At 69.3% G+C, this 19,136-nt stretch carries 20 protein-coding genes; 18 read left to right on the top strand and 2 right to left on the bottom strand.

Annotated features, from left to right (window positions below; genetic code table 11):
- Positions 1-123 precede the first annotated feature (123 nt).
- Positions 124-756, top strand: a complete 633-nt coding sequence (locus IAI59_RS18095) for an aspartate/glutamate racemase family protein (RefSeq protein ID WP_207415778.1) — start codon at positions 124-126, stop codon at positions 754-756.
- A 45-nt stretch (positions 757-801) separates the two neighbouring features.
- Here IAI59_RS18095 and IAI59_RS18090 read toward each other — a convergent pair whose 3' ends face one another.
- Positions 802-1,527, bottom strand: a complete 726-nt coding sequence (locus IAI59_RS18090; protein ID WP_207415777.1) for a GntR family transcriptional regulator — start codon at positions 1,525-1,527, stop codon at positions 802-804.
- A 103-nt stretch (positions 1,528-1,630) separates the two neighbouring features.
- On the opposite strand from IAI59_RS18090, the gene IAI59_RS18085 reads away from it, so the two are divergent.
- From IAI59_RS18085 to IAI59_RS18030, 12 genes are all read left to right on the top strand, one after another.
- On the top strand, positions 1,631-2,494 hold the full coding sequence (locus tag IAI59_RS18085; RefSeq protein ID WP_207415776.1) for a fumarylacetoacetate hydrolase family protein: 864 nt from the start codon (positions 1,631-1,633) through the stop codon (positions 2,492-2,494).
- A gap of 6 nt (positions 2,495-2,500) precedes the next feature.
- Positions 2,501-3,151, top strand: a complete 651-nt coding sequence (locus IAI59_RS18080) for a polysaccharide deacetylase family protein (RefSeq protein ID WP_207415775.1) — start codon at positions 2,501-2,503, stop codon at positions 3,149-3,151.
- Positions 3,148-4,143 (top strand): Bug family tripartite tricarboxylate transporter substrate binding protein, encoded by a 996-nt coding sequence (locus IAI59_RS18075; RefSeq protein ID WP_207415774.1) that lies wholly within the window; start codon positions 3,148-3,150, stop codon positions 4,141-4,143. Before IAI59_RS18080 ends, IAI59_RS18075 begins: the two co-directional genes overlap by 4 nt.
- Before the next feature lie 63 nt (positions 4,144-4,206).
- Positions 4,207-5,112, top strand: coding sequence for a dioxygenase family protein (locus IAI59_RS18070; RefSeq protein WP_207415773.1), 906 nt, complete (start codon positions 4,207-4,209; stop codon positions 5,110-5,112).
- 50 nt (positions 5,113-5,162) lie between these two features.
- A complete protein-coding gene (locus tag IAI59_RS18065; protein WP_207415772.1) occupies positions 5,163-6,428 on the top strand; it encodes an amino acid ABC transporter substrate-binding protein in 1,266 nt (421 codons plus the stop codon).
- Positions 6,428-7,309 carry a branched-chain amino acid ABC transporter permease gene (locus tag IAI59_RS18060; RefSeq protein WP_207415771.1) on the top strand — a complete coding sequence of 294 codons (882 nt, stop codon included), beginning with the start codon at positions 6,428-6,430 and terminating at the stop codon, positions 7,307-7,309. Before IAI59_RS18065 ends, IAI59_RS18060 begins: the two co-directional genes overlap by 1 nt.
- The gene (locus IAI59_RS18055) at positions 7,306-8,286 is read left to right on the top strand and encodes a branched-chain amino acid ABC transporter permease (protein WP_207415770.1); all 981 of its coding nucleotides are present in this window, start codon (positions 7,306-7,308) and stop codon (positions 8,284-8,286) included. The genes IAI59_RS18060 and IAI59_RS18055 overlap by 4 nt, the downstream gene beginning before the upstream one ends.
- Positions 8,283-8,996, top strand: coding sequence for an ABC transporter ATP-binding protein (locus IAI59_RS18050; RefSeq protein WP_207415769.1), 714 nt, complete (start codon positions 8,283-8,285; stop codon positions 8,994-8,996). Before IAI59_RS18055 ends, IAI59_RS18050 begins: the two co-directional genes overlap by 4 nt.
- Positions 8,986-9,717 carry an ABC transporter ATP-binding protein gene (locus tag IAI59_RS18045; protein ID WP_207415768.1) on the top strand — a complete coding sequence of 244 codons (732 nt, stop codon included), beginning with the start codon at positions 8,986-8,988 and terminating at the stop codon, positions 9,715-9,717. Before IAI59_RS18050 ends, IAI59_RS18045 begins: the two co-directional genes overlap by 11 nt.
- Positions 9,718-9,719: 2 nt before the next feature.
- A complete protein-coding gene (locus IAI59_RS18040) occupies positions 9,720-10,610 on the top strand; it encodes an NAD(P)-dependent oxidoreductase (protein WP_207415767.1) in 891 nt (296 codons plus the stop codon).
- A 9-nt stretch (positions 10,611-10,619) separates the two neighbouring features.
- The gene (locus IAI59_RS18035; RefSeq protein WP_207415766.1) at positions 10,620-10,991 is read left to right on the top strand and encodes a nuclear transport factor 2 family protein; all 372 of its coding nucleotides are present in this window, start codon (positions 10,620-10,622) and stop codon (positions 10,989-10,991) included.
- A 170-nt stretch (positions 10,992-11,161) separates the two neighbouring features.
- Complete coding sequence (locus tag IAI59_RS18030; protein WP_207415765.1) at positions 11,162-12,196, top strand: 5-methyltetrahydropteroyltriglutamate--homocysteine methyltransferase; 1,035 nt, start codon at positions 11,162-11,164, stop codon at positions 12,194-12,196.
- A gap of 90 nt (positions 12,197-12,286) precedes the next feature.
- Here the strand turns inward: IAI59_RS18030 and IAI59_RS18025 are convergent, their stop codons facing one another.
- Positions 12,287-13,195, bottom strand: coding sequence for a LysR family transcriptional regulator (locus IAI59_RS18025; RefSeq protein WP_207415764.1), 909 nt, complete (start codon positions 13,193-13,195; stop codon positions 12,287-12,289).
- A 109-nt stretch (positions 13,196-13,304) separates the two neighbouring features.
- Between IAI59_RS18025 and IAI59_RS18020 the strand changes: the two genes are divergently transcribed.
- The 5 genes from IAI59_RS18020 (at position 13,305) to IAI59_RS18000 (ending at position 18,998) form a co-directional block, all read left to right on the top strand.
- Positions 13,305-14,534 (top strand): MFS transporter, encoded by a 1,230-nt coding sequence (locus IAI59_RS18020; protein WP_207415763.1) that lies wholly within the window; start codon positions 13,305-13,307, stop codon positions 14,532-14,534.
- Positions 14,535-14,698: 164 nt separating this feature from the next.
- Positions 14,699-15,619 (top strand): EthD domain-containing protein, encoded by a 921-nt coding sequence (locus IAI59_RS18015; protein WP_207415762.1) that lies wholly within the window; start codon positions 14,699-14,701, stop codon positions 15,617-15,619.
- 295 nt (positions 15,620-15,914) lie between these two features.
- Positions 15,915-16,604, top strand: coding sequence for a TetR/AcrR family transcriptional regulator (locus tag IAI59_RS18010; RefSeq protein ID WP_207415761.1), 690 nt, complete (start codon positions 15,915-15,917; stop codon positions 16,602-16,604).
- Positions 16,601-17,920: an MFS transporter gene (locus tag IAI59_RS18005; protein ID WP_207415760.1), complete on the top strand. Its 1,320-nt coding sequence runs from the start codon at positions 16,601-16,603 to the stop codon at positions 17,918-17,920. The genes IAI59_RS18010 and IAI59_RS18005 overlap by 4 nt, the downstream gene beginning before the upstream one ends.
- The gene (locus IAI59_RS18000; protein ID WP_207415759.1) at positions 17,901-18,998 is read left to right on the top strand and encodes a histone deacetylase family protein; all 1,098 of its coding nucleotides are present in this window, start codon (positions 17,901-17,903) and stop codon (positions 18,996-18,998) included. The genes IAI59_RS18005 and IAI59_RS18000 overlap by 20 nt, the downstream gene beginning before the upstream one ends.
- Positions 18,999-19,136 lie beyond the last annotated feature (138 nt).

Here is a 19,136-nt window from a genome sequence, read left to right as displayed (position 1 = left end):
ATGGCGCGGGCTGCCGCTTGCCTTCGCGCGCCATGGCAAGGCATCCAGGGACGGGCGGTGCCGAAGTCCGGCGCCGGCAAGCCAAGCTGAACCACCAGAATTTCCTCCGGAGGCGGAGCTTCCATGCGCATTGCCCTGATCCATGCCCTGCGCCACTCGCCCCCTCCGGTGGAACAGGCCTTCGCCCGGCTTTGGCCAGAAGCAGCCTTGGTGAACCTGCTGGACGACAGCCTTTCGGCCGACCTCGCCAGGGACGGTGCGCTGAACCAGGCGATGACTGCGCGGTTTCTGACCCTGTCGCGCTATGCCGTCGATGCCGGGGCCGACGGCATCCTCTTCACCTGCTCCGCGTTCGGCCCTTGCATCGAAGCCTGCCAGGCGGCGCTGCATCCCCTCCCCGTGCTGAAGCCGAACGAGGCCATGGTGGAAGAAGCCGTGGCGCTCGGTGGGCGCATCGGCCTGCTGGCCAGCTTCGCGCCGACGTTGCGCTCCATGCCGGCGGAGTTTCCGCCCGGGACCGATCTCCGGCCGCTTTGGGTCGAGGGCGCCTTGCCGGCGCTCGACGCCGGCGATGTCGCTGCCCATGATCGACTGGCGGTGGAGGCGGCATGTCGCCTGACCGATTGCGATACCATCGCGCTGGCGCAGTTCAGCCTGGCTTCGGCGGCACCCGCTATCGCCGCCGCGACCGGCAAAACCGTGCTGACGACGCCTGACAGCGCGGTCCGGAAGATCCGACACCTTCTCGCCGGGTGACCTGCCGGGATACGACGCCGCCTTGGTCCTTCGGACCAAGATGCGTCACGGTCCGCGTGGTGCCGTCCCGTCGGCATGCGCCGGCTCGTTGCCCCGCACCGCCTGCATTTCCGTCCCCACGATCCGGCCCGTGCGCTCGTAGTGCTGTGCCAGCAGGGCGCAGGCGCGGCCGGCCTCGCGGCGGATCGTCGCCTGGGCGATCTCCGCGTGTTCCACCGCCACGTCCCGGTCCGGATAAGCCCTGGTGTTGGACAGGGCACGGTATCGGCCAGCCTCCTCCCGCAGCCGTTCGCAGAAGGCCAGCAACGCCGGGGCTTGGCAGGCAGACAGGAGGGCCTGATGGAACTGCTGGTGGCAGGCCTCCCATTCCGGATTGGCCAGAAAGCGCGCCGGGTGCAGCGAGCGTGCCAAGCGGTTCAGGCGATGCTCGGCCAGCAGCACCGCTTCTTCCCAGGCGGCGTCGCCATGCTGGATCGCGTCGTGCAGCGCAGCGCCCTCCGCCAGCACGCGGGATCGGATCAGCCCGGCGAGCTGGGCTGGCTGCGCCTGCGACACCCGGAAGCCCCGGTGCTCCAGTCGCTCCGCCAGTCCTTCCGCCGCGAGCTTCGACAGCGCTTCCCGCATGGGGGAGGCGCCGGCGCCGTAGCACCCTGTCAGATCACGCAGCTTCAGCTTCGAGCCAGGCGGCAGGCGGCCCGCCAGGATGTCTTCCCGCAACCGGCGATGCACGGCGGTGGCCAGGGTCAGTTCTTCGTCGGGCACTGGCAACATCGGCATCCATCCGCGGGGATCGTTATTTTATCGATGATTCCGTTTGACGCCGCCATCTTTTCGATGAAACCTCTCCGGAACGACAAAGGGAGGGAATGGCCGCATGCGGCTCGTCGCATATGAGCAGGAAGGCCGCGCCGTCCTGGGCGCCAAGGTCGGAGACGCGGTGGTGCGCCTGTCCGACGTGGTGCCCGGCCTGCCGCAGGACGTGAACCTCGCCATCGGCGCCCTGGACCTGCCGGGCTCGGCCTCGGCGCTGCAGGCAAAGCTGCCGGGGGCGCCGTCGCGGCCGCTGGCCGGCTTGACGCTGCTGCCCGTCGTGCCGCGCCCCGGCAAGATCGTCTGCATCGGCCTGAACTATGTCGAGCACGCGAAGGAGGGGAACAACCCGATCCCCGACTATCCCGCCGTCTTCTTCCGCGGTCCCACCTCGCTGGCCGCGCACGGCGCGCCGCTGCTGCGCCCGAAGGCCTCGGACAAGTTTGACTACGAGGCGGAGCTGGCCATCGTCATCGGCCGCCGGGCCCGGCACCTGAGCGAGGCGGACGCTCTGTCCTGCGTGGCCGGCTATACCTGCATGAACGAGGGATCGCTGCGCGACTACCAGCGCAAGTCCGGCCAGTGGACGATGGGCAAGAACTTCGACCGCACCGGCGGGCTCGGCCCCGAGATCGTCACGCCGGACGAGCTGCCGCAGGGGCCCAACGCCTTGCGCATCACCTCCCGCCTCAACGGCCAGACCATGCAGGACAGCAACACGTCCGACATGATCTTCTCCGTCCCCCGCATCCTGGCGATCCTGTCGGAGGTGATGACGCTGGAGCCGGGCGACGTGATCGCGACCGGCACGCCCAGCGGCGTCGGCTACCCGCGCAAGCCGCCGGTCTTCATGAAGGCGGGCGACGTGGCGGAGATCGAGATCGAGGGGATCGGCATCCTGTCGAACCCGGTCGAAGACGAGGCGTGACGCGCCATGCCCGGCACCGTCACCCTGTCCTTTGACAACGGGCCGGAGCCGGACGCGACGCCGGCGGTGCTGGACGTGCTGCGGGCGCGCGGGCTGCGCGCCACCTTCTTCGTGCTGGGCCGCAAGCTGGCGGCGCACCGCGCCCTGGCCGAGCGGGCGCATGCCGAGGGCCACTGGATCGGCAACCACACCTGGTCGCACGCCGCCCCGCTGGGCGGCGCGGCGCCCGGCGTGGCGGAAGACGAGATCGGCCGCACCCAGGCGCTGATCGGCGACCTGTCGCACCCGGACCGGCTGTTCCGCCCGCAGGGCGGCGGCGGCGCGCTGGGGCCGCACCTGTTGAACCGCGCCGCGCTGCGGCACCTCCGCGACGGCGGCTACACCTGCGTCACCTGGACCGCCGTGCCCGGCGACTTCCGCGACCCGGATGGCTGGGTGGACCGCGCGCTGGCGCTGTGCGCCGGCCGCACGGCGCTGGTGCTGCACGACCTGCCCAACGGAGCCATGCGGCACCTGGATCGTTTCCTGGGCATGCTGATCGACCGCGGAACCCGCTTTCAACAGGACTTCCCGGATGACTGCGTGCTGCTGCGCCGCGGCGTGGCGGCGCGGGACCTGTCCCGCTTCGTGACCGGCGGCGCGGAGCAGGCGGCATGACCACTCGCCGCACCCTGCTGGGCGCCCTGGCCATCCTGCCGCTGGCCCGCGCCGCACTGGCCCCCGCAGCACTGGCCCCCGCAGCACTGGCCCAGACCCCCTGGCCCAACCGCCCCATCCGCCTTGTCGTGCCCTTTGCCGCCGGCACCACCACGGACATCCTCGGCCGCATCCTGGCCGACGCGATCGGCCGCGACCTGGGGCAGCCGGTGGTGGTGGACAACCGCGCGGGCGCCGGCGGCAACGTGGGGGCACAGGCCGTGGCACAGGCGGCGGGCGATGGCTACACTCTGCTGCTGGCCACCAACGGCACGCACGGCATCAACGCCAGCCTGTTCCCCGAGCTGGGCTTCGACCCGGTGCGCGACTTCACGCCCATCGCGCCCTTTGTCACCACGCCGACGGTGCTGGCGGTGCGTCCGGAACTGGGCGTGGCCTCCGTCGCGCAACTGCTGGCGCTCGGGCGGCAGCGGCCACTGTCCATCGCTTCCGCCGGCAACGGCACCACCGGGCATCTCAGCCAGGCGATGCTGAACCTGCGCACCGGCCTGAAGACCGACCACGTGCCCTACCGCAACGCTGGCCAAGGCGTGACCGACCTGCTGGCCGGGCGGGTGGACGCGATGTTCTACCACCCGCTGGGCCTGAAGCCGCATCTGGACGCCGGCACGCTGGTGGCCCTGGCCGTGACCTCCGCCAGGCGCGTGTCCAGCCTGCCGGCGGTGCCGACCATGGCCGAGGCTGGCGTCGACGACTTCGTGGTGGAGGGACTGTGGAACCTGTTCGGCCCCGCCCGAATGCCGGGCGAGATCGTGCAGCGCCTGAACCGCATCACCAACGCCCTGCTGGCCGACCCGGCGGCGCTGGCCAACCTGCGCGCCCAGGGCGTCGAGCCCACCGGCGGCACGCCGGAAGCGCTGGCCGGGGTGACGCGGGAGCAGATCGCCAAGTGGCGGCCGGTGATCGCCGCCGCCGGCATCCGGCCGGACTAGAACCGCCAAGCATGCGCCAAGGGCTGGCCGGCAAGGACCGGCCCGGGCTGGAGGACGACGAGAATGGCTGACCTGGACCAGAACACCGTGACCGAGGCGGTGATCGCGCAGATGGCCACCACCCCCGACCCGCGCCTGCGGGAGGTGATGGACAGCCTCGTGCGCCACTTGCACGATTTCGCCCGCGAGGTGAAGCTGACGCCGGAGGAATGGCTCGGCGCCATCGGCTTCCTGACCAGGGTGGGCCAGACCTGCACGCCCTACCGGCAGGAGTTCATCCTGCTGTCGGACACGCTGGGCCTGTCGCGGCTGGTCAACCTGATGGACGACAGCGAGAACCGCGTGGGGGAGGCGACCGAGACCAGCCTGCTCGGCCCCTTCTACCGCGAGGCCTCGCCGAAGTTCGGCTATGGCGAGAGCATCGCCGTGCATGCCGCGGGGCCGGAGATGATGCTGTTCGGCACCGTGCTGAACGAGCAGGGCGAGGGCGTGCCGGACGCGGTCGTGGAAATCTGGTCCACCGACGCCGACGGCGCCTACGACCTGCAGGCCAACGACCCCACCACCATGGACATGCGCGGCCAGTTCCGCACCGATGCCGAGGGCCGCTACGCCATCCGCACGCTGGTGCCGCTGGGCTACTCCATCCCGATGGATGGCCCAGTGGGGGACATGGTGCGCGCGCAGCAGCGCCACGGCTTCCGCCCCGCGCACATCCACATGCTGATCGGCGCCGAGGGATACCGCGAGCTGGTGACGGCGCTCTACCTCGGCGACGACCCGAACATCGGTTCCGACACCGTATTCGGCGTGTCGGAATCGCTGGTGGTGCAGCCCCGCGCCGGCGTGGACGGCGCGCCGGACCCGGCGCTGCCCAGCGTGCGCTACGACTTCCGCCTCGCCCGCCGGGCGGCGCACGACAAGGGTGGCCGCGTCGGGGCCGACCCTTCCAGGGTTTCTGCCGAATAACACCACGACGCCAGGGGGCGCAGACCTCCGGCCGAACAGGGAGACGGTTCATGGAAGGCTTGAGCAGGCGCGGCCTCGGCCGCGCGGCACTGGCGGCGGTCCTCACCGTGCCGGCCATGGCGCGGGCACAGGTGGCGCCGTCCGGTCCGCCCATCCGCATCGGCTACTCGATGTCGCTGTCCGGCGGCCTCGCGGGCAACGGGCGCCCGGCGCTGCTGGCACACCGCATCTGGGCAGAGGACGTGAATGCCAGGGGCGGCCTGCTCGGCCGCCCGGTGCAGCTGGTGCATTACGACGACCAGAGCAGCGGCGCCCAGGTGCCGGGCATCTACACCAAGCTGATCGACGTGGATAAGGTGGATCTCGTGGTGTCGGGCTATGCCACGGCCATCATCGCGCCGGCCATGCCGGTGGTGATGCAGCGGAGCATGGCCTTCGTCTCCCTGTTCGGCACCGGCGTGAATGCAGACTTCAAGTACGACCGCTACTTTTCCATCAACCCCGCCGGCAGCCAGGTGAAGGAGACCTTCGCCAAGGGCTTCTTCGACATCGCCATGGCGATGGACCCCAAGCCGCGCACGGTGGCCATCGTCAACCTGGACAGTGACTTTCACCAGCGCACGGCGGAAAGCGCGCGATACCTGGCGCAGCAGAACAAGCTGCGGGTGGTCTATGACCGCGCCTACCCGCCCTCCACCGTCGACTTCGGGCCGATCATCCGCTCCGTGCAGGCAGCGCGGCCGGACATCGTCTATGTCGGTTCCTACCCGCCGGATACCGCCGGCATGCTGCGCGCGGCCAGCGAGCTGCGCGCCAACTTCGCGATGTTCGGCGGGCCGATGATCGGGCCGCACATCACCGCGCAGAAGCTGCAGCTCGGCCCCATCCTGAACAACCTCGTGGTCTGGGACGTCTACGCGCCCGAACCGACGCTGCAGTTCCCTGGCACGCAGGCGTTGATCGAGCGCTACCAGCCGCTGGCGGCCAAGGAAGGCACGGATGCGCTGGGCTTCTACGTGCCGCCGCTGGCCTATGCGCAGATGCAGGTGCTGGAGCAGTCGGTCGCCCGCGTCGGCCGCATCGACCAGGCGGCGCTGGCGGCCGACATGCATGCGCAGTCCTTCGACACCGTGATCGGCCCCCTGCGCTTCGACGCGCTGGGCGAATGGGCGGAGGAGCGCAACATCTACACCCAGTACCAGGGGGTGCAGGGCAACGGCATCGAGCAATTCCGCAAACCGGGCACGCAGGTCATCCTGTACCCACCGCGCTACAAGTCGGGCGAGCTGCGCAAGCCCTATACCGCGGGGGCGTGATGGACCCGGACCTCGCCCTCCTGCTCAACGGCATCGTCTCCGGGCTGCTGCTGGGCGGGCTTTATGCCGCCGCCGCCGCCGGGCTGTCCGTCTCCTTCGGCATGCTGGACATCGTCAACATCGCGCATCCGGCCTTCATGGTGCTGGGCGCGCTGGTGGTGGCGCTGCTTTGGGCGGCCACGGGGCTGGACCCCATGCTGCTGTCCATCCTGCTGGCGCCCGCCTTCTGGGCGGCGGGGGCGGGGCTCTACGTGGTCTACCACCACTTCTTCGAGCGGCGGGGGGACGAGGCGATCCAGGGCCTCGCCTTTTTCTTCGGCGTGATGTTCATCATCGAGGTCGGACTGGTCCTCGCCGTGGGGCCGGAGCAGCACTTCGCCGATGCCGCCTACGCCGCCACCACTTGGCGCATGGGCGAGATCGACCTGCCGCTGCGCATGCTGGTGCCGGCCGCCGTGGCGCTGGCGGCCATCGGCGGCCTGGCGCTGTTCCTGCGCCGCAGCTTCACCGGCCGGGCCATCGCCGCCGTGGCACAGGACCGTGAGGCGCTGCGCCTGCTGGCGATCGACCCCATCCGCATCAAGCGCCTCGCCTTCGGCATCTCCATCGCCTTCGCGGGGCTGGCGGGCGGCGCGCTGGTGGTGGTGCAGCCGGTCGATGCCTGGTCGGGGCATGTCTTCATCGGCCGCGTCTTCGCCATCGTCATCATGGGCGGGCTGTCCTCGCTCGGCGGCTGCGTGCTGGCGGCGCTGGCCTTCGGCGTGCTGGAGAACGTGACGGCCACCTTCTTCGGTCCCTCCTGGTCGCCGGCCGTGGCCTTCGGCTGCCTCTTGCTGGTGCTGGCGGTGCGGCCACAGGGCCTGTTCGGGCGCGTGGCATGAGCGGCGCCGTGCTGCCCTCGCCCGCCGCCCGCGCGCCGCGCCGGCTGGGCCATGCGGGGTTCTGGCTGGCCTCCGCCGCCGTGGCCGCGCTGCTGATCCTGGCGCTGCGCGGCTTCGGCAGCGAATACGCCTTCTTCGCCGCCACCTTCGTGCTGCAATACGTCGTGCTGGCGACCGCCTGGAACATCCTGGGCGGCTATGCGGGCTACGTGAACTTCGGCGCCGCCGCCTTTTTCGCCGCCGGCGCCTATGCCACGGTCGCCTTCGGCAAGGCGATGGGCCTCGGGCTGCTGCCCTGCATCGGGCTCGCGGCGCTGGTGGGGGGCGCGCTCGGCTTCGGCACCGGCGTGCTGACGCTGCGGCTGCGCGGTGCCTATTTCGCCATCGCGACGCTGTGCCTCTCCGTCGTGTTGCAGACCATCGTGGTGAATTGGAGCTACGTGGGCGGCTCCCGCGGCGCCTACGTCATCCGCCCGCGCGAGGTGCCCTTCGGCTTCGAAAGCTATGGCGGCTACCTCTGCGCCGTGGTGGTGGTGCTGGCCGCGGCCAGCGTCGCCATCGCGCGCAGCATCGAGTGCTCGAAGCTGGGCCTCGGCCTCGCCGCGCTGCGTGACGACGAGGCGGCGGCCGAGGCCAGCGGCGTGCCGACGCTGCGCCTCAAGCTGCTCGCCACCAGCATCAGTGGCGCCATGATGGCGGTGGCCGGCGCGCCGCTGCCCTTCCTCGGCTCCTATGTCGAACCGAACTCGGCCTTCGGCCTGTCCTACGCGGTCAATGCCATCGCCATGCCGCTGATCGGCGGCACCGCCTCCTGGGCCGGGCCGGTGATCGGCGCGGTGCTACTGGCGACCCTGCAGCAGGTGGCGACCGTCACCATCTCGTCGGCCGCCAACCTGATGATCGTGGGCGTGGTGCTGGTGGTCTTCGTCTGCGCCGCGCCGCACGGCATCGTCGGCCTGTTCCGGAGGCGCGCATGAGCAACGTGGTCCTGCACGCCCAGGGCGTCGGCAAGCGCTTCGGCGGCTTCACCGCCTTGTCCGGCATCGAGCTCGAAGTGCGCGCCGGCGAGCGGCTGGGGCTGATCGGCCCCAACGGCTCGGGCAAGAGCACGTTTACGAATTGCCTCGCGGGAGCCTTCGCCGGCCATGATGGCGCTTTCTCCTTCAAGGGCCAGCCCTTGCAAGGGCTGAAGCCGCATGAGCGGGCGCGGCGCGGCCTCGCCCGCACCTTCCAGTTGCCACGACCCTTCAAGGGGCTTTCGGTCTTGGAGAACATCCGCGTCCCCCTGGCCTATGCCGGGCGCGAGACGGCCAGCGACGAGGCCGCCCTGGCTTGCCTGGAGAGCGTCGAACTCGCCGCCAAGGCGCACCGCATGCCGAAGGAGCTGACGCAGGTGGAACTGCGCCGCCTGGAACTGGCCCGCGCCACGGCGCTGCGCCCCGAGCTGCTGATCGTGGACGAGGCGATGGCCGGCCTGTCGCATGCCGAGGTGGACCAGATCCTGGCGCTCTTGTTCCGGCTGAACGCCGGCGGCACCACCATCATCATGATCGAGCACGTGATGCGCGCCGTCACGGAATTCTCCCAACGCCTCGCCGTGCTGGTCGCCGGACGCAAGGTCGCGGACGGGCTGCCGGCCGAGGTGCTGGCGCTGCCCGAGGTGGAGGAGGCGTATCTTGGCCGCTAGCCTGCTGATCGAGGATGTCGATGCCAGCTACGGCGCCGTGCGGGCGCTGGACGGCGTGTCGCTCACCGTGGCGGCGGGCGAGACCGTGGCGCTGCTCGGCACCAACGGCAATGGCAAGACCACGCTGATGCGCTGCATCCTGGGCCTGCTGCGCCCCACGCGCGGGCGCATCGTCGCCACCATCGACGGCGTCTCCACCGACTTAACGGGCATGCCGGCGGAGGCGATCGTCGACCTCGGCATCGCACTGGTGCCGGAAGGGCGGCGGCTGTTCCCGCGCCTGTCGGTGGAGGAGAACCTCCTGCTCGGCGCCTATCGCCGCACCGCGCGCGCCGCCATCCCGCGCAACCTGGAGTTCTGCTACGACGCCTTCCCCCGCCTGAAGGAGCGCCGCACGCAATCCGTCGGCAGCATGAGCGGCGGCGAGCAGCAGATGGTGGCGCTCGGCCGCGCCGTGATGTGCGCGCCGAAGATCCTGCTGGTGGACGAGCCTTCCGTCGGCCTCGCCCCCATCCTGGTGGCGCGCACGGTGGAGAAGATCGCGGAGTTGAAGGAGAAGCTGGGCCTGACGGTGCTGATGGCCGAGCAGAACTTCCACCAGGCCATCCGCATCGCTGACCGCGGCTACGTGCTCGTGCACGGGCGCGTCGAGTTCCGGGGCGATTCCCCGGCGGCGCTGGGTGATAGCGACCTCGTCCGCAAATTCTACCTGGGGCTGTGACGATGACGGACCTTCGCGACCAGACCCTGGGCTGGATCGGCGCCGGCCGCATGGGCACGCCGCTGTGCCGCCGCCTGTTGGCCGCCGGCGCCATCCTGCATGTCACGGACCCCGACCACGCCCGCGTGTCCGCCCTGGCGGCGGCGGGCGCCCACCCGGCCGCGACGGCCGCCGCCGTGGCGGAACAGGCCAGCGTCACCTTCTCCATGGTGCCCAACGACCTGGCGCTGCTGGCCGTGGCGCAGGACGTGGCCCGGACCATCCGCCCCGGCCGGGTCTTCGTCGATCTTTCCACTGTCTCCCCCGCCGCCTCCGCCCGCGTGGCGGAACTGATAGCAGAGCGTGGCGCCGACTACCTGCGCTGCCCCGTTTCCGGCAGCACCGCCACGGCGGAATCCGGTGCGCTGACGCTGTTCCTGTCCGGCCCCGGGGCCGCGATGGACCGCTGCGCGCCGCTGCTCGCCGTGCTGGGGCGCGAAACGTTGCGCTGCGGTGCCGCCGAGGAGGCGCGCGCGGTGAAGCTGATGGTCAACCTCGTGGTCGCGCTGACGCCCGCCGTGATCGGCGAGGCGCTGGCCTTCGGCGGCCGCCTCGGCCTGGAATGGGACGGCATGCTGGACGCTCTGTCGCGCAGCGTCGCGGGTTCCCCGCTTCTGGCCTACAAGGTGGACATGCTGAAAGCGCGTGACTGGACCCCGGCGGCCGATATCGACCTCGTGGCCAAGGACGTGGACCTTGCGCTGTCCGTCGGCCAGCGGGAAGGCGCGCCGATGCCGCTCTCCGCCCTCGCCCGCCAATTCGCCGCCGCCTATCAGGCGAGCGGCGAGGGCGGGCTCGACTTCTTCCGTGTCGCCACCTGGCCCGAGCGGCTGCTGGCCAACAACCCCCGCTGAGGACCCGCCATGCAGGATGAGATCAAGGGCCTGGAAGCCCGCCGCTACGCCGCCATGCAGGCGGGTGATGTGGCCGCGCTGCGCGAACTGTTGTCGGAGCATCTGGTCTACAGCCATTCCGACGCCACCCAGGATACACGGGAAAGCTACCTCGCAACGCTCACCAGCGGCAGCCTGCGCTACCACGCGGTGCGCTATGAGACCAAGGCGGTGCTGCCCGCCGGGCCGGATGCCGCCGTGGCACTCGGCACCATGGGCGCCGACATCCACCGCGACGGCGCCGAGAAGACCATCGGCGCGATGACCTGCGCGGTGTGGACGCGAGAGGATGGGGCATGGCGGTTGCTGGCCTATCAGCCGACGGCGCTGCCACGGAAGTAATCAAGGTCGGGGAAAGGAATTTCCCCGAACCCCTATTTTTTCTGTCTGCTTCTCGCGACCGCCAGCGGCTCCAAAGTGCCACGATGCCAGGGCCAAATATTCAAAAAGAAGATGGGGGTTTGGGGGAATTCATTCCCCCAACCTTTCTTCCCACCACAGGAACTTACCGCATGACCGACAAGCTTCTCCCCGTCACCGTCGTTGGCAGCTACCCGCAGCCGGACTGGCTGGTGGACCGTGCCGTGCTGGCGCAAAACCTGGTGCCGCGCGTGCGGATGAAGCAGATGTGGCGGGTGGCCGAGGATGCGCTGGAACAGGCGCAGGACGACGCCACCCTGGTCGCGATCCGCGACATGGAGCGCGCGGGCGTCGATATCGTGACGGATGGCGAGATCCGGCGGGAAAGTTACTCCAACCGTTTCGCGCTGGCGCTGGACGGCGTGGACGTGGACAATCCCGCCCGCACCATGGGCCGCGCCGGCAAGGAAACGCTGGTGCCGCGCGTCGTCGGCCGCATCCGCCGCAACCGGCCGGTGGAGGTGCGCGACGTGGAGTTCCTGGTCGCCAACACGGACAAGCGCACCAAGATCACGCTGCCCGGGCCGTTCACGCTGTCACAGCAGGCATCCGACGAATTCTACAAGGACGAGGAGGCGATGGCGATGGACTACGCCGCCGCCGTCAACGAGGAAGCCAAGGACCTGCGCCGCGCGGGGGTCGACGTCATTCAGTTCGACGAGCCCTGGATGCAGGCGCGGCCGGAGGCCGCGGCACGCTTCGGCGTCAAGGCGCTGAACCGCGCGCTGGAGGGGCTGGACGGGGACACGGTGGTGCACCTGTGCTTCGGCTACGCCGCCGTGGTGAAGGACAAGCCGTCCGGCTATTCCTTCCTGCCACAGCTGGCCGACTGCACGGCGGCGCAGATCTCGATTGAGGCAGCGCAGCCGCGGCTCGACCTTTCGGTGCTGGATGCCTTGTCGGGCAAGACCATCATGCTCGGCGTCATCGACCTCGGCAGTGAAGCCGTGGAAACGCCGGAGCAGGTGGCGGAGCGTATCCGCGCCGCGCTGAAGCGCCTCCCCGCCGAACGGCTGGTGGTGGCACCGGATTGCGGCATGAAGTACCTGCCGCGCCCACGTGCCTTCGCGAAGTTGAAGGCCATGGCGGACGGAGCGGCGATCGTGCGGCGCGAATTGGCGGGATGACGTCGGCCGAACCTGCAAGGCAGGGGGCTTGGCCCCGTGCCACAGGTAGCAGGATCATCAACGGCACCTCTGCTCCGGCCCGGCGCCGCGTCAGCCGATGTGCAATTCCTCCGCCAGGGTTTCGATGAACGCATGGACCTTGGGATTGAGCTGACGGCTGCGCGGCCATACCAGATGCAGCGTCAGCCCCTCCGTGGCATGGGCCGGCAGGATCTCGACCAGCTCGCCACGCCGCAGCTCGTCACGGATCAGCCAGGTCGCCAGCTGCGCGACGCCCAGGCCGGCCTTCACGGCACGGACCTGTGCCTCGGCGCTGCCCAGCGTCATGTGGCCGGCCATCACGCGCTGCTCCAGCGTCCCGCCCGCATAACCGAAGCGCCATGGGATGGTGCTGCCGTCGCTGCGGCCATACAGGATACATTCGTGGTCTGACAGCGCGTCCACGGATGGCGGCGGGCCGCGCCGCGCCAGATAGGCGGGGGCCGCGCAAAGGATCAGGTGCTCCTGCCCCAGCGTCCGGTGGCCGAGGCCGCTGCCCGCAGGCCCGATGGCGGCGATGCGAACGGCGACATCGACGCCTTCCTCGATCAGGTCGATGAAGCGGTCCGTGAAGCTGACCTCAGGCCGCAGGTTCGGATAGCGCTCGCAGAAGGCGAGCAGCACGGGCATCACGCCGATATGCCCAAAGGCCACGGGCACATTGACCTTCAGGCGCCCTACCGGCTCCGTCCGCTGCGCCGCCAGCACGGCCTCGGCATCCTCCAGCTCCGCCAGCACCCGCACGCAGGTCGCATAGAAGGCGCTGCCGGAATCGGTGAGCGCCAGCCGCCGCGTGGTCCGCTCGAACAACCGGTTGCCGAGCCGCGCCTCCAACCGCGCCACACCCTTGCTGATGGCCGAGGCGGTGAGGTTCAGCCGCTCCGCCGCCGCCGTGAAGGAGCCGGTATCGGCCGAGACCACGAAGGCCTCGATGCCCTTGAGACGTTCGGACGGGATCATCGCCGCCAGCCTATTGATGAATTTCTGTCACAACAATCAGGAATTAATACCGCATCCGGGAATTACAATCACTGTTATATCGGGAGGCTCCCAGACAGGAGAGCTGCCGATGCCTGCTTCCACCTTATCGCGACCCGGCGCCCCGGCGCAGGCGGCCGCCGCCTCGGGCCATGGGCTGGCGGTCGTGCTGCTGGCCATCTCGGCCTTCGTGATCGTGACCACCGAGTTCATCATCGTCGGCCTGCTGCCGGGGCTGGCGCGTGACCTCGGCATCTCTGTGTCCGCCGCCGGGCAGCTCGTCACGCTGTTCGCCTTCACCGTGATGCTGTTCGGCCCGCTGCTGACAGCGGTTCTGTCGCATTTCGAGCGCAAGCGGCTGTTCGTCGTGCTGCTGCTGGTCTTCGCCGCCTCCAACGCCCTGGCCGCCCTGGCACCCAACATCTGGGTGCTGGGCCTCGGGCGCTTTCTGCCCGCGTTGGCGTTGCCCGTGTTCTGGGGCACGGCCAGCGAGACGGCTGGCGTGCTGGCGGGGCCCGGGCGGTCCGGCAAGGCCGTGGCGCAGGTTTATCTCGGCATCTCGGGCGCCATGGTGTTCGGCATCCCGCTCGGTACCCTGGCGTCGGACGTGTTCGGGTGGCGCGGCACCTTCTGGGGCCTGGCCGCGCTGTCGCTGCTGATGGCGGTGCTGCTGATGCTGGTGATGCCGACCCTCGCGCGGCCGCAGCGCCTGCGGCTGGCCGAGCAGGCACGCATCCTGCGTGACCCCTTCTTCCTGGGCAATGTCGTGCTGTCCGTCGTGGTCTTCAGCGCCATGTTCACCGGCTACACCTATTTGGCCGACATGCTGCAGCAGCTGGCGGCAATCCCCTCCGGGCAGGTCGGCTGGTGGCTGATGGGGTTCGGCGTCGTCGGGCTGGCCGGCAACTGGCTGGGTGGCCACTTCGTGGCGCGCAACCCGCTGCGGGTGACGCTGGTGGCGGTGCTGGTGCTGGCCGCCGGCCTCGCCGCCACGGCGCCGCTGGCCGGCCAGCATGGATGGCTGATGGTGGCGCTGGCAGTCTGGGGCGTGGCCAACACCGCGCTGTACCCCATCTGCCAAGTGAGGGTGATGCAGTCCGCCAGCCGGGCCCAGGCGCTGGCCGGCACGCTGAACGTTTCCATGGCCAATGCGGGCATCGGCCTGGGCGCGATGATCGGCGGCGCGGTGATCCAGCACTGGGGTCTGGCGGCCGTCGGCTCCGTTGCCGCTGGCATCGCCCTGGCCGGCGCCGCCATGGTGCCGCTGGTCGCCCGGCTGCAGGCGCGCACGGCGACACCCGCTCCGGCGGCCGCGCGCTGACCAGGTCGCGGGCCGGCCAGCGGCACCCGGGCGCATCATGTGGCATCGGACCCCGTGCCGCCTCGCCGTGCCTTCGCCAGGGTCGCCGCAACGCCTGCGCTTCGTTTCTTGCCGCTTCTTCCATCGCCGGCCACTAATCGCGCTGGCTTTCCAAGGATCGTCCCATGCCCCGCATGCCGGTTGCTGAAAACTACGCCGAACGCGATGGCACCATCGCCATCAACAGCTACACCACCGTGTTGCGTCGCCCCCGCGTGCCGCATGAGTTGTTCGCGACCTATTGGCGCGACGTGCACGGCCCGCTCTGCTCGCGCATCCCGGGCCTCGGTTGGTACGTGCAGAACCACTTCAACCGCGAGCAGGACGCCCATCTCTGGCCGGCGATCGAGGGCATCGCACCCTTCGCCGACTACGAGCTGGATGGCGGGGTCGAGATCGGCTTCGCCTCCGCGGCCGAGCAGGAGCGATTCAACGCCGCCTGCCCCATCCTCTTCGCCGACGAGCAGAACATGTTCGCGGCCACCGTCGCCTATGCATTGCCCGAGGGATCGCGGACCTTGGTCGACCGAATGCCGGACCCAGCCCCGAATGGCGACGACGGGCTGGACCGCATCCACGTGCATTTCGGCGCGGGCGACGTCGACCCGGCGGCCTTCGCCACCTTCATGCGGGGCTTCGCGGAAACGCTGGCCGCCGAGCCGGCGGTGCTGAAGACCCGGCTCCACCAGCCGACCCGCTATGACAACGCCAAGCCCGCGCCCCCGGCGCCCGAGGTCGACCACCTGGTACCGCCCGAGCGGACGCTGCTGGCGATCCTGGAACTGGCCTTCGAATCCCCGATGGCCCGGCGGCGCTTCTACGCATCCCAAGCGTTCCGCGCCACGGTCGCGCAGCAGCAGGCGCATATCCGCCACGTCGCGGCCTTTGCCGTCAGCGGCGTCTATACCTATGTGCGCGACAGCCGGCTGACCGTGGCCGGGCTGCGTGGCAGCCGCCCGGCGCAGTTGATCGAACGGCTGGGCGCGGCCAACCAGGTGGCCGCAGACGTGTGGCAGCTGCTGCACACCGGCGCCCTGCACCGATAAGGTCCCGGCCCATCCTGTGCCGGCGGTCCTAGCAGGGATGGAGGGATCGCTGTCAGCGATCCGGCCACAGGTTGCGTGCGGCCGGGTGGATGGACAACCGACCGGGGACAGCGTGCCACCCAGCACGCCCTGTCATCGGTCGTCTCCCTGACGCGGCGCCCCGCATCTCCGGCGCGGGCTCGATGGAACATCCCTGGCCAACCCTCGCGACACTGCAGCGATCAGAAGGCCAGGGACCACTTTGCGGGGCACAAATCGTCAGCCTCGGCTCAATTACATACTGACTGATCGGTATTTGAATGGCAGCATCCTCCTCATGCCATTGTCAGCACGCCGATCCCATGCCGACCGCAGCTCCGAAACCCGTGCCCTGCTGATCCAGGCGACCGTGGAACTCCTGCGAAGCGCTGGCTATGCCGGCGCGACCACCGCCCGCGTCGCCGCCCAGGCCGGGGTCACGACCGGTGCCCTCCATCATCACTTCGCGACCAAGGGCGACCTGATGTTCGGCGTGCTCCACCATGCGTCCGAGCAGTTGCGCTCGCGGCTCGAACGCCAGGAGGAGGTGGCGCAGGATTCCCACGGCATCAACGCGGCACAGCTGGTCGCGCACCTGTGGGAGGTCTACGGGGACCCGTCCTATTGGGCCATCTGGGAAATCATCATCGGCACGCGATCCGATGAAGCGTTCCATAGGCGGGTCGTCGCAGATCGGGTGAACACCGTGCACGGCATCGTCCACCCCTGGGTGGAGCGGCAGGTCCTGTCCGATCACCGCAAGCCGGAAGCGGTCGCCTTGTTCGAATTCATGCTGGTGGCGATCCGTGGCCTCAGCCTCGAGCGGTTTCTCGACAAGGATGCAACCTACTTTGAAAAGAACCTTGGCTTGCTGGCGGAAACGGTTGGCCAGCGGTTCGAGCAATTGACCACCTCCCCCGAATCCCGCGGCGCCAAGCCGGCCCAAGCCAGGAGAGCGAAAGCATGAGCAATGCGGTCCAGTCAGGCCATGCGCCTGCCGGCGCGCCGAGCCGGCAACGGACCATGTGGGGTGGTGCCTTCGGGCATTTCATCGAATGGTACGATTGGTCCATCTACGGCTTTCTGGCCGGGATCTTCGCTTCGCAGATGTTCCCGTCGGACAATGCCGCGAGCTCGCTGCTGGCCAGCTTCACCGTCTTCGCGGTGGGCTTTCTCGGCCGGCCACTGGGCGCCTTCGTTCTGTCGCCGCTGGCGGACAAGTACGGACGGCGCAACCTGCTGTCAGCCACCATCATCATGGCCGGTTTCGGCAGCCTGATGATCGGCCTTTGCCCGACCTACGCGCAGATCGGCCTCGCCGCGCCGCTGATCATCCTGGCGGCCCGGCTGTTGCAGGGCTTCTCGGCGGGCGGCGAGTACCAGATCGCCATCACGTTCCTGAACGAGCACGCCGACCTGAAGAACCGGGCTTTGGCGGCCTCGCCGCAGCAGGTCTCGATCGGCATTTCCGTGCTCGTGGCCACCGCAGTGGCGACGCTGACGACCCGGTACATCGCGCCAGGCGACCTGGAAAGCTGGGGTTGGCGACTGCCATTCCTGCTCGGCGCAGCGCTATCGGTCTTCGGGTTGTACCTCCGGGCCGGCCTTGATGAGACACCCGCCTTCAAGCGGGCGCAGGTTGAGGGCACGCGCAGCGGCCGCGCCATGACCATCGCGGGCATCATCGCCTCCATCATGGAGTACCCGCGCGAGGTCTTCATCGTCTTTGTCGTGCAGCTCAACGGGCTGCAATATTACCTCTGGATGATCTTCCTGCCCACCTATGCCAGCATGGTGGGGGGCCTGGACCGGGCTTCGGGCTTCGCGGGCAGCATCCTGGCCAGCATCGCCTATTGCATCGGCGTGCCGCTCTTCGCCTTTGTCTCCGACCGGATCGGCCGCAAGCCCTTCCTGATCGGCGCGGCAGTGTGCTTCCTGCTGTTCACCTACCCGCTGCTGTCGATGCTAGCCGTGCCAGCCCTGAGCTTCGGTGTCTTCGCATTTGTCGCGGTCGTCGGCGCCCTGTTCGTATCCCTCAACAATGCGGTCCTGGGAACGCTCTTCGCCGAGCTCTTTCCCACCCGCGTGCGGGCGTCCGGCATCGGCATTCCCTACGCGGTCTGCGCGGCGATCTTCGGTGGCACGGCCCCGATGGCCGCGACCTATCTGCATCAGCTGGGGGGCCCCTGGTACATCGCGCTTTATGTGATGCTCGTCTGCGTCATCACCCTCGCCACGCATATCGTCCTGACGCCGGAAACACGTGGTCGATCGCTCGACTGACCGGCAGACCGCGAACGTCACACAAGAAAGGAAAAGCCAGATGCTGGTGGTTCACCATCCCGACCAGGCGCTGCATGACCCGGACACCGTATTCCGCACAGGAAAGTTCATCGCCCAGCCCGACCGGGCGGAGCGCTACCGCATCTTTCTCGATATCGTCCGCCATGACCGCCATGAGATCGTCGAGGCGCCTCTCAACCGGCCCGAGGCGATCACGGAGGTGCATGACCCCGCCTATGTCACCTTCCTGAAGGATGTCTACGGGCGCTGGACGGCGAATCCGGACTTCGGGCCGGTGGTGATCCCCAACGTGCACCCGACCCACCGGATGTTCCGCAAACCCACGGAACTGCTGGGCGAGCTTGGCTGGTACAGCAATTCCACCTCCTGCCCGATCACCGAGGGCACGTGGCCCGCCATCTTCGCCAGCACCCAGGTCGCCGTTCATGCCGCCGAGCGCGTGTCCGCGGCGGGGGCACCGGTCTATGCCATGTGCCGCCCGCCCGGCCACCATGCTTATCCCGACCTGATGACCGGCGTCTGCTACCTGAACAACGCCGCCATCGCGGCGCAACAGCTCACCAAGCGGTTCGGCAAGGTCGCGATCATCGATATCGATGTGCACCACTGCAACGGCACGCAGTTCATCTTCTGGGATCGGCCGGACGTGCTGGTGTGCTCGGTGCATGTGGATCCCAGCCTGACCGCCCCGTTCTATGCCGGCTACGCCGATGAAACCGGTGGTGCGGGCGCCCCGGACAGCAATTTCAACCTGCCCCTGCCATGGGCCACGCCCGACGCGCCATGGCTTGCAGCGATCGATGCCGCCCTGGCGCGCATCCGCAGCTTCGCACCAGGCGCCCTGGTCGTTTCCCTCGGCTTCGACGCTGGCGAAAGCGACCCGACCGGTGCGCTGAAAATCACGGATGCCGGCTTCGCAGCAGCGGGCGGCATGCTGGCCGCCGCCAACTATCCCACCTTGCTGGTGCAGGAAGGCGGCTATCTGAGTCCGGCCCTGGGCGGGTACCTCCGCAGCTTCCTGCGTGCCTTCGAAAGCCAGCTTCAGGCTCCCGGATAAAACTCCCGACCCGCCCGCGATGACGACCCTGCGCTGCTCGGCACGCAACAGGCCCGTGCCGTGCCACAGGGCGACATAGTCATCCGCGATTGCTCGCCACCATCATCTGGGCCCTTATCGGCCTGGGCATCGCAACGC

Source organism: Roseomonas haemaphysalidis (assembly GCF_017355405.1).
GTDB lineage: Bacteria > Pseudomonadota > Alphaproteobacteria > Acetobacterales > Acetobacteraceae > Pseudoroseomonas > Pseudoroseomonas haemaphysalidis.
The sequence above is the reverse complement of the archived record's forward strand: the minus strand, read 5'-3'. Positions and strand labels throughout refer to the sequence as shown.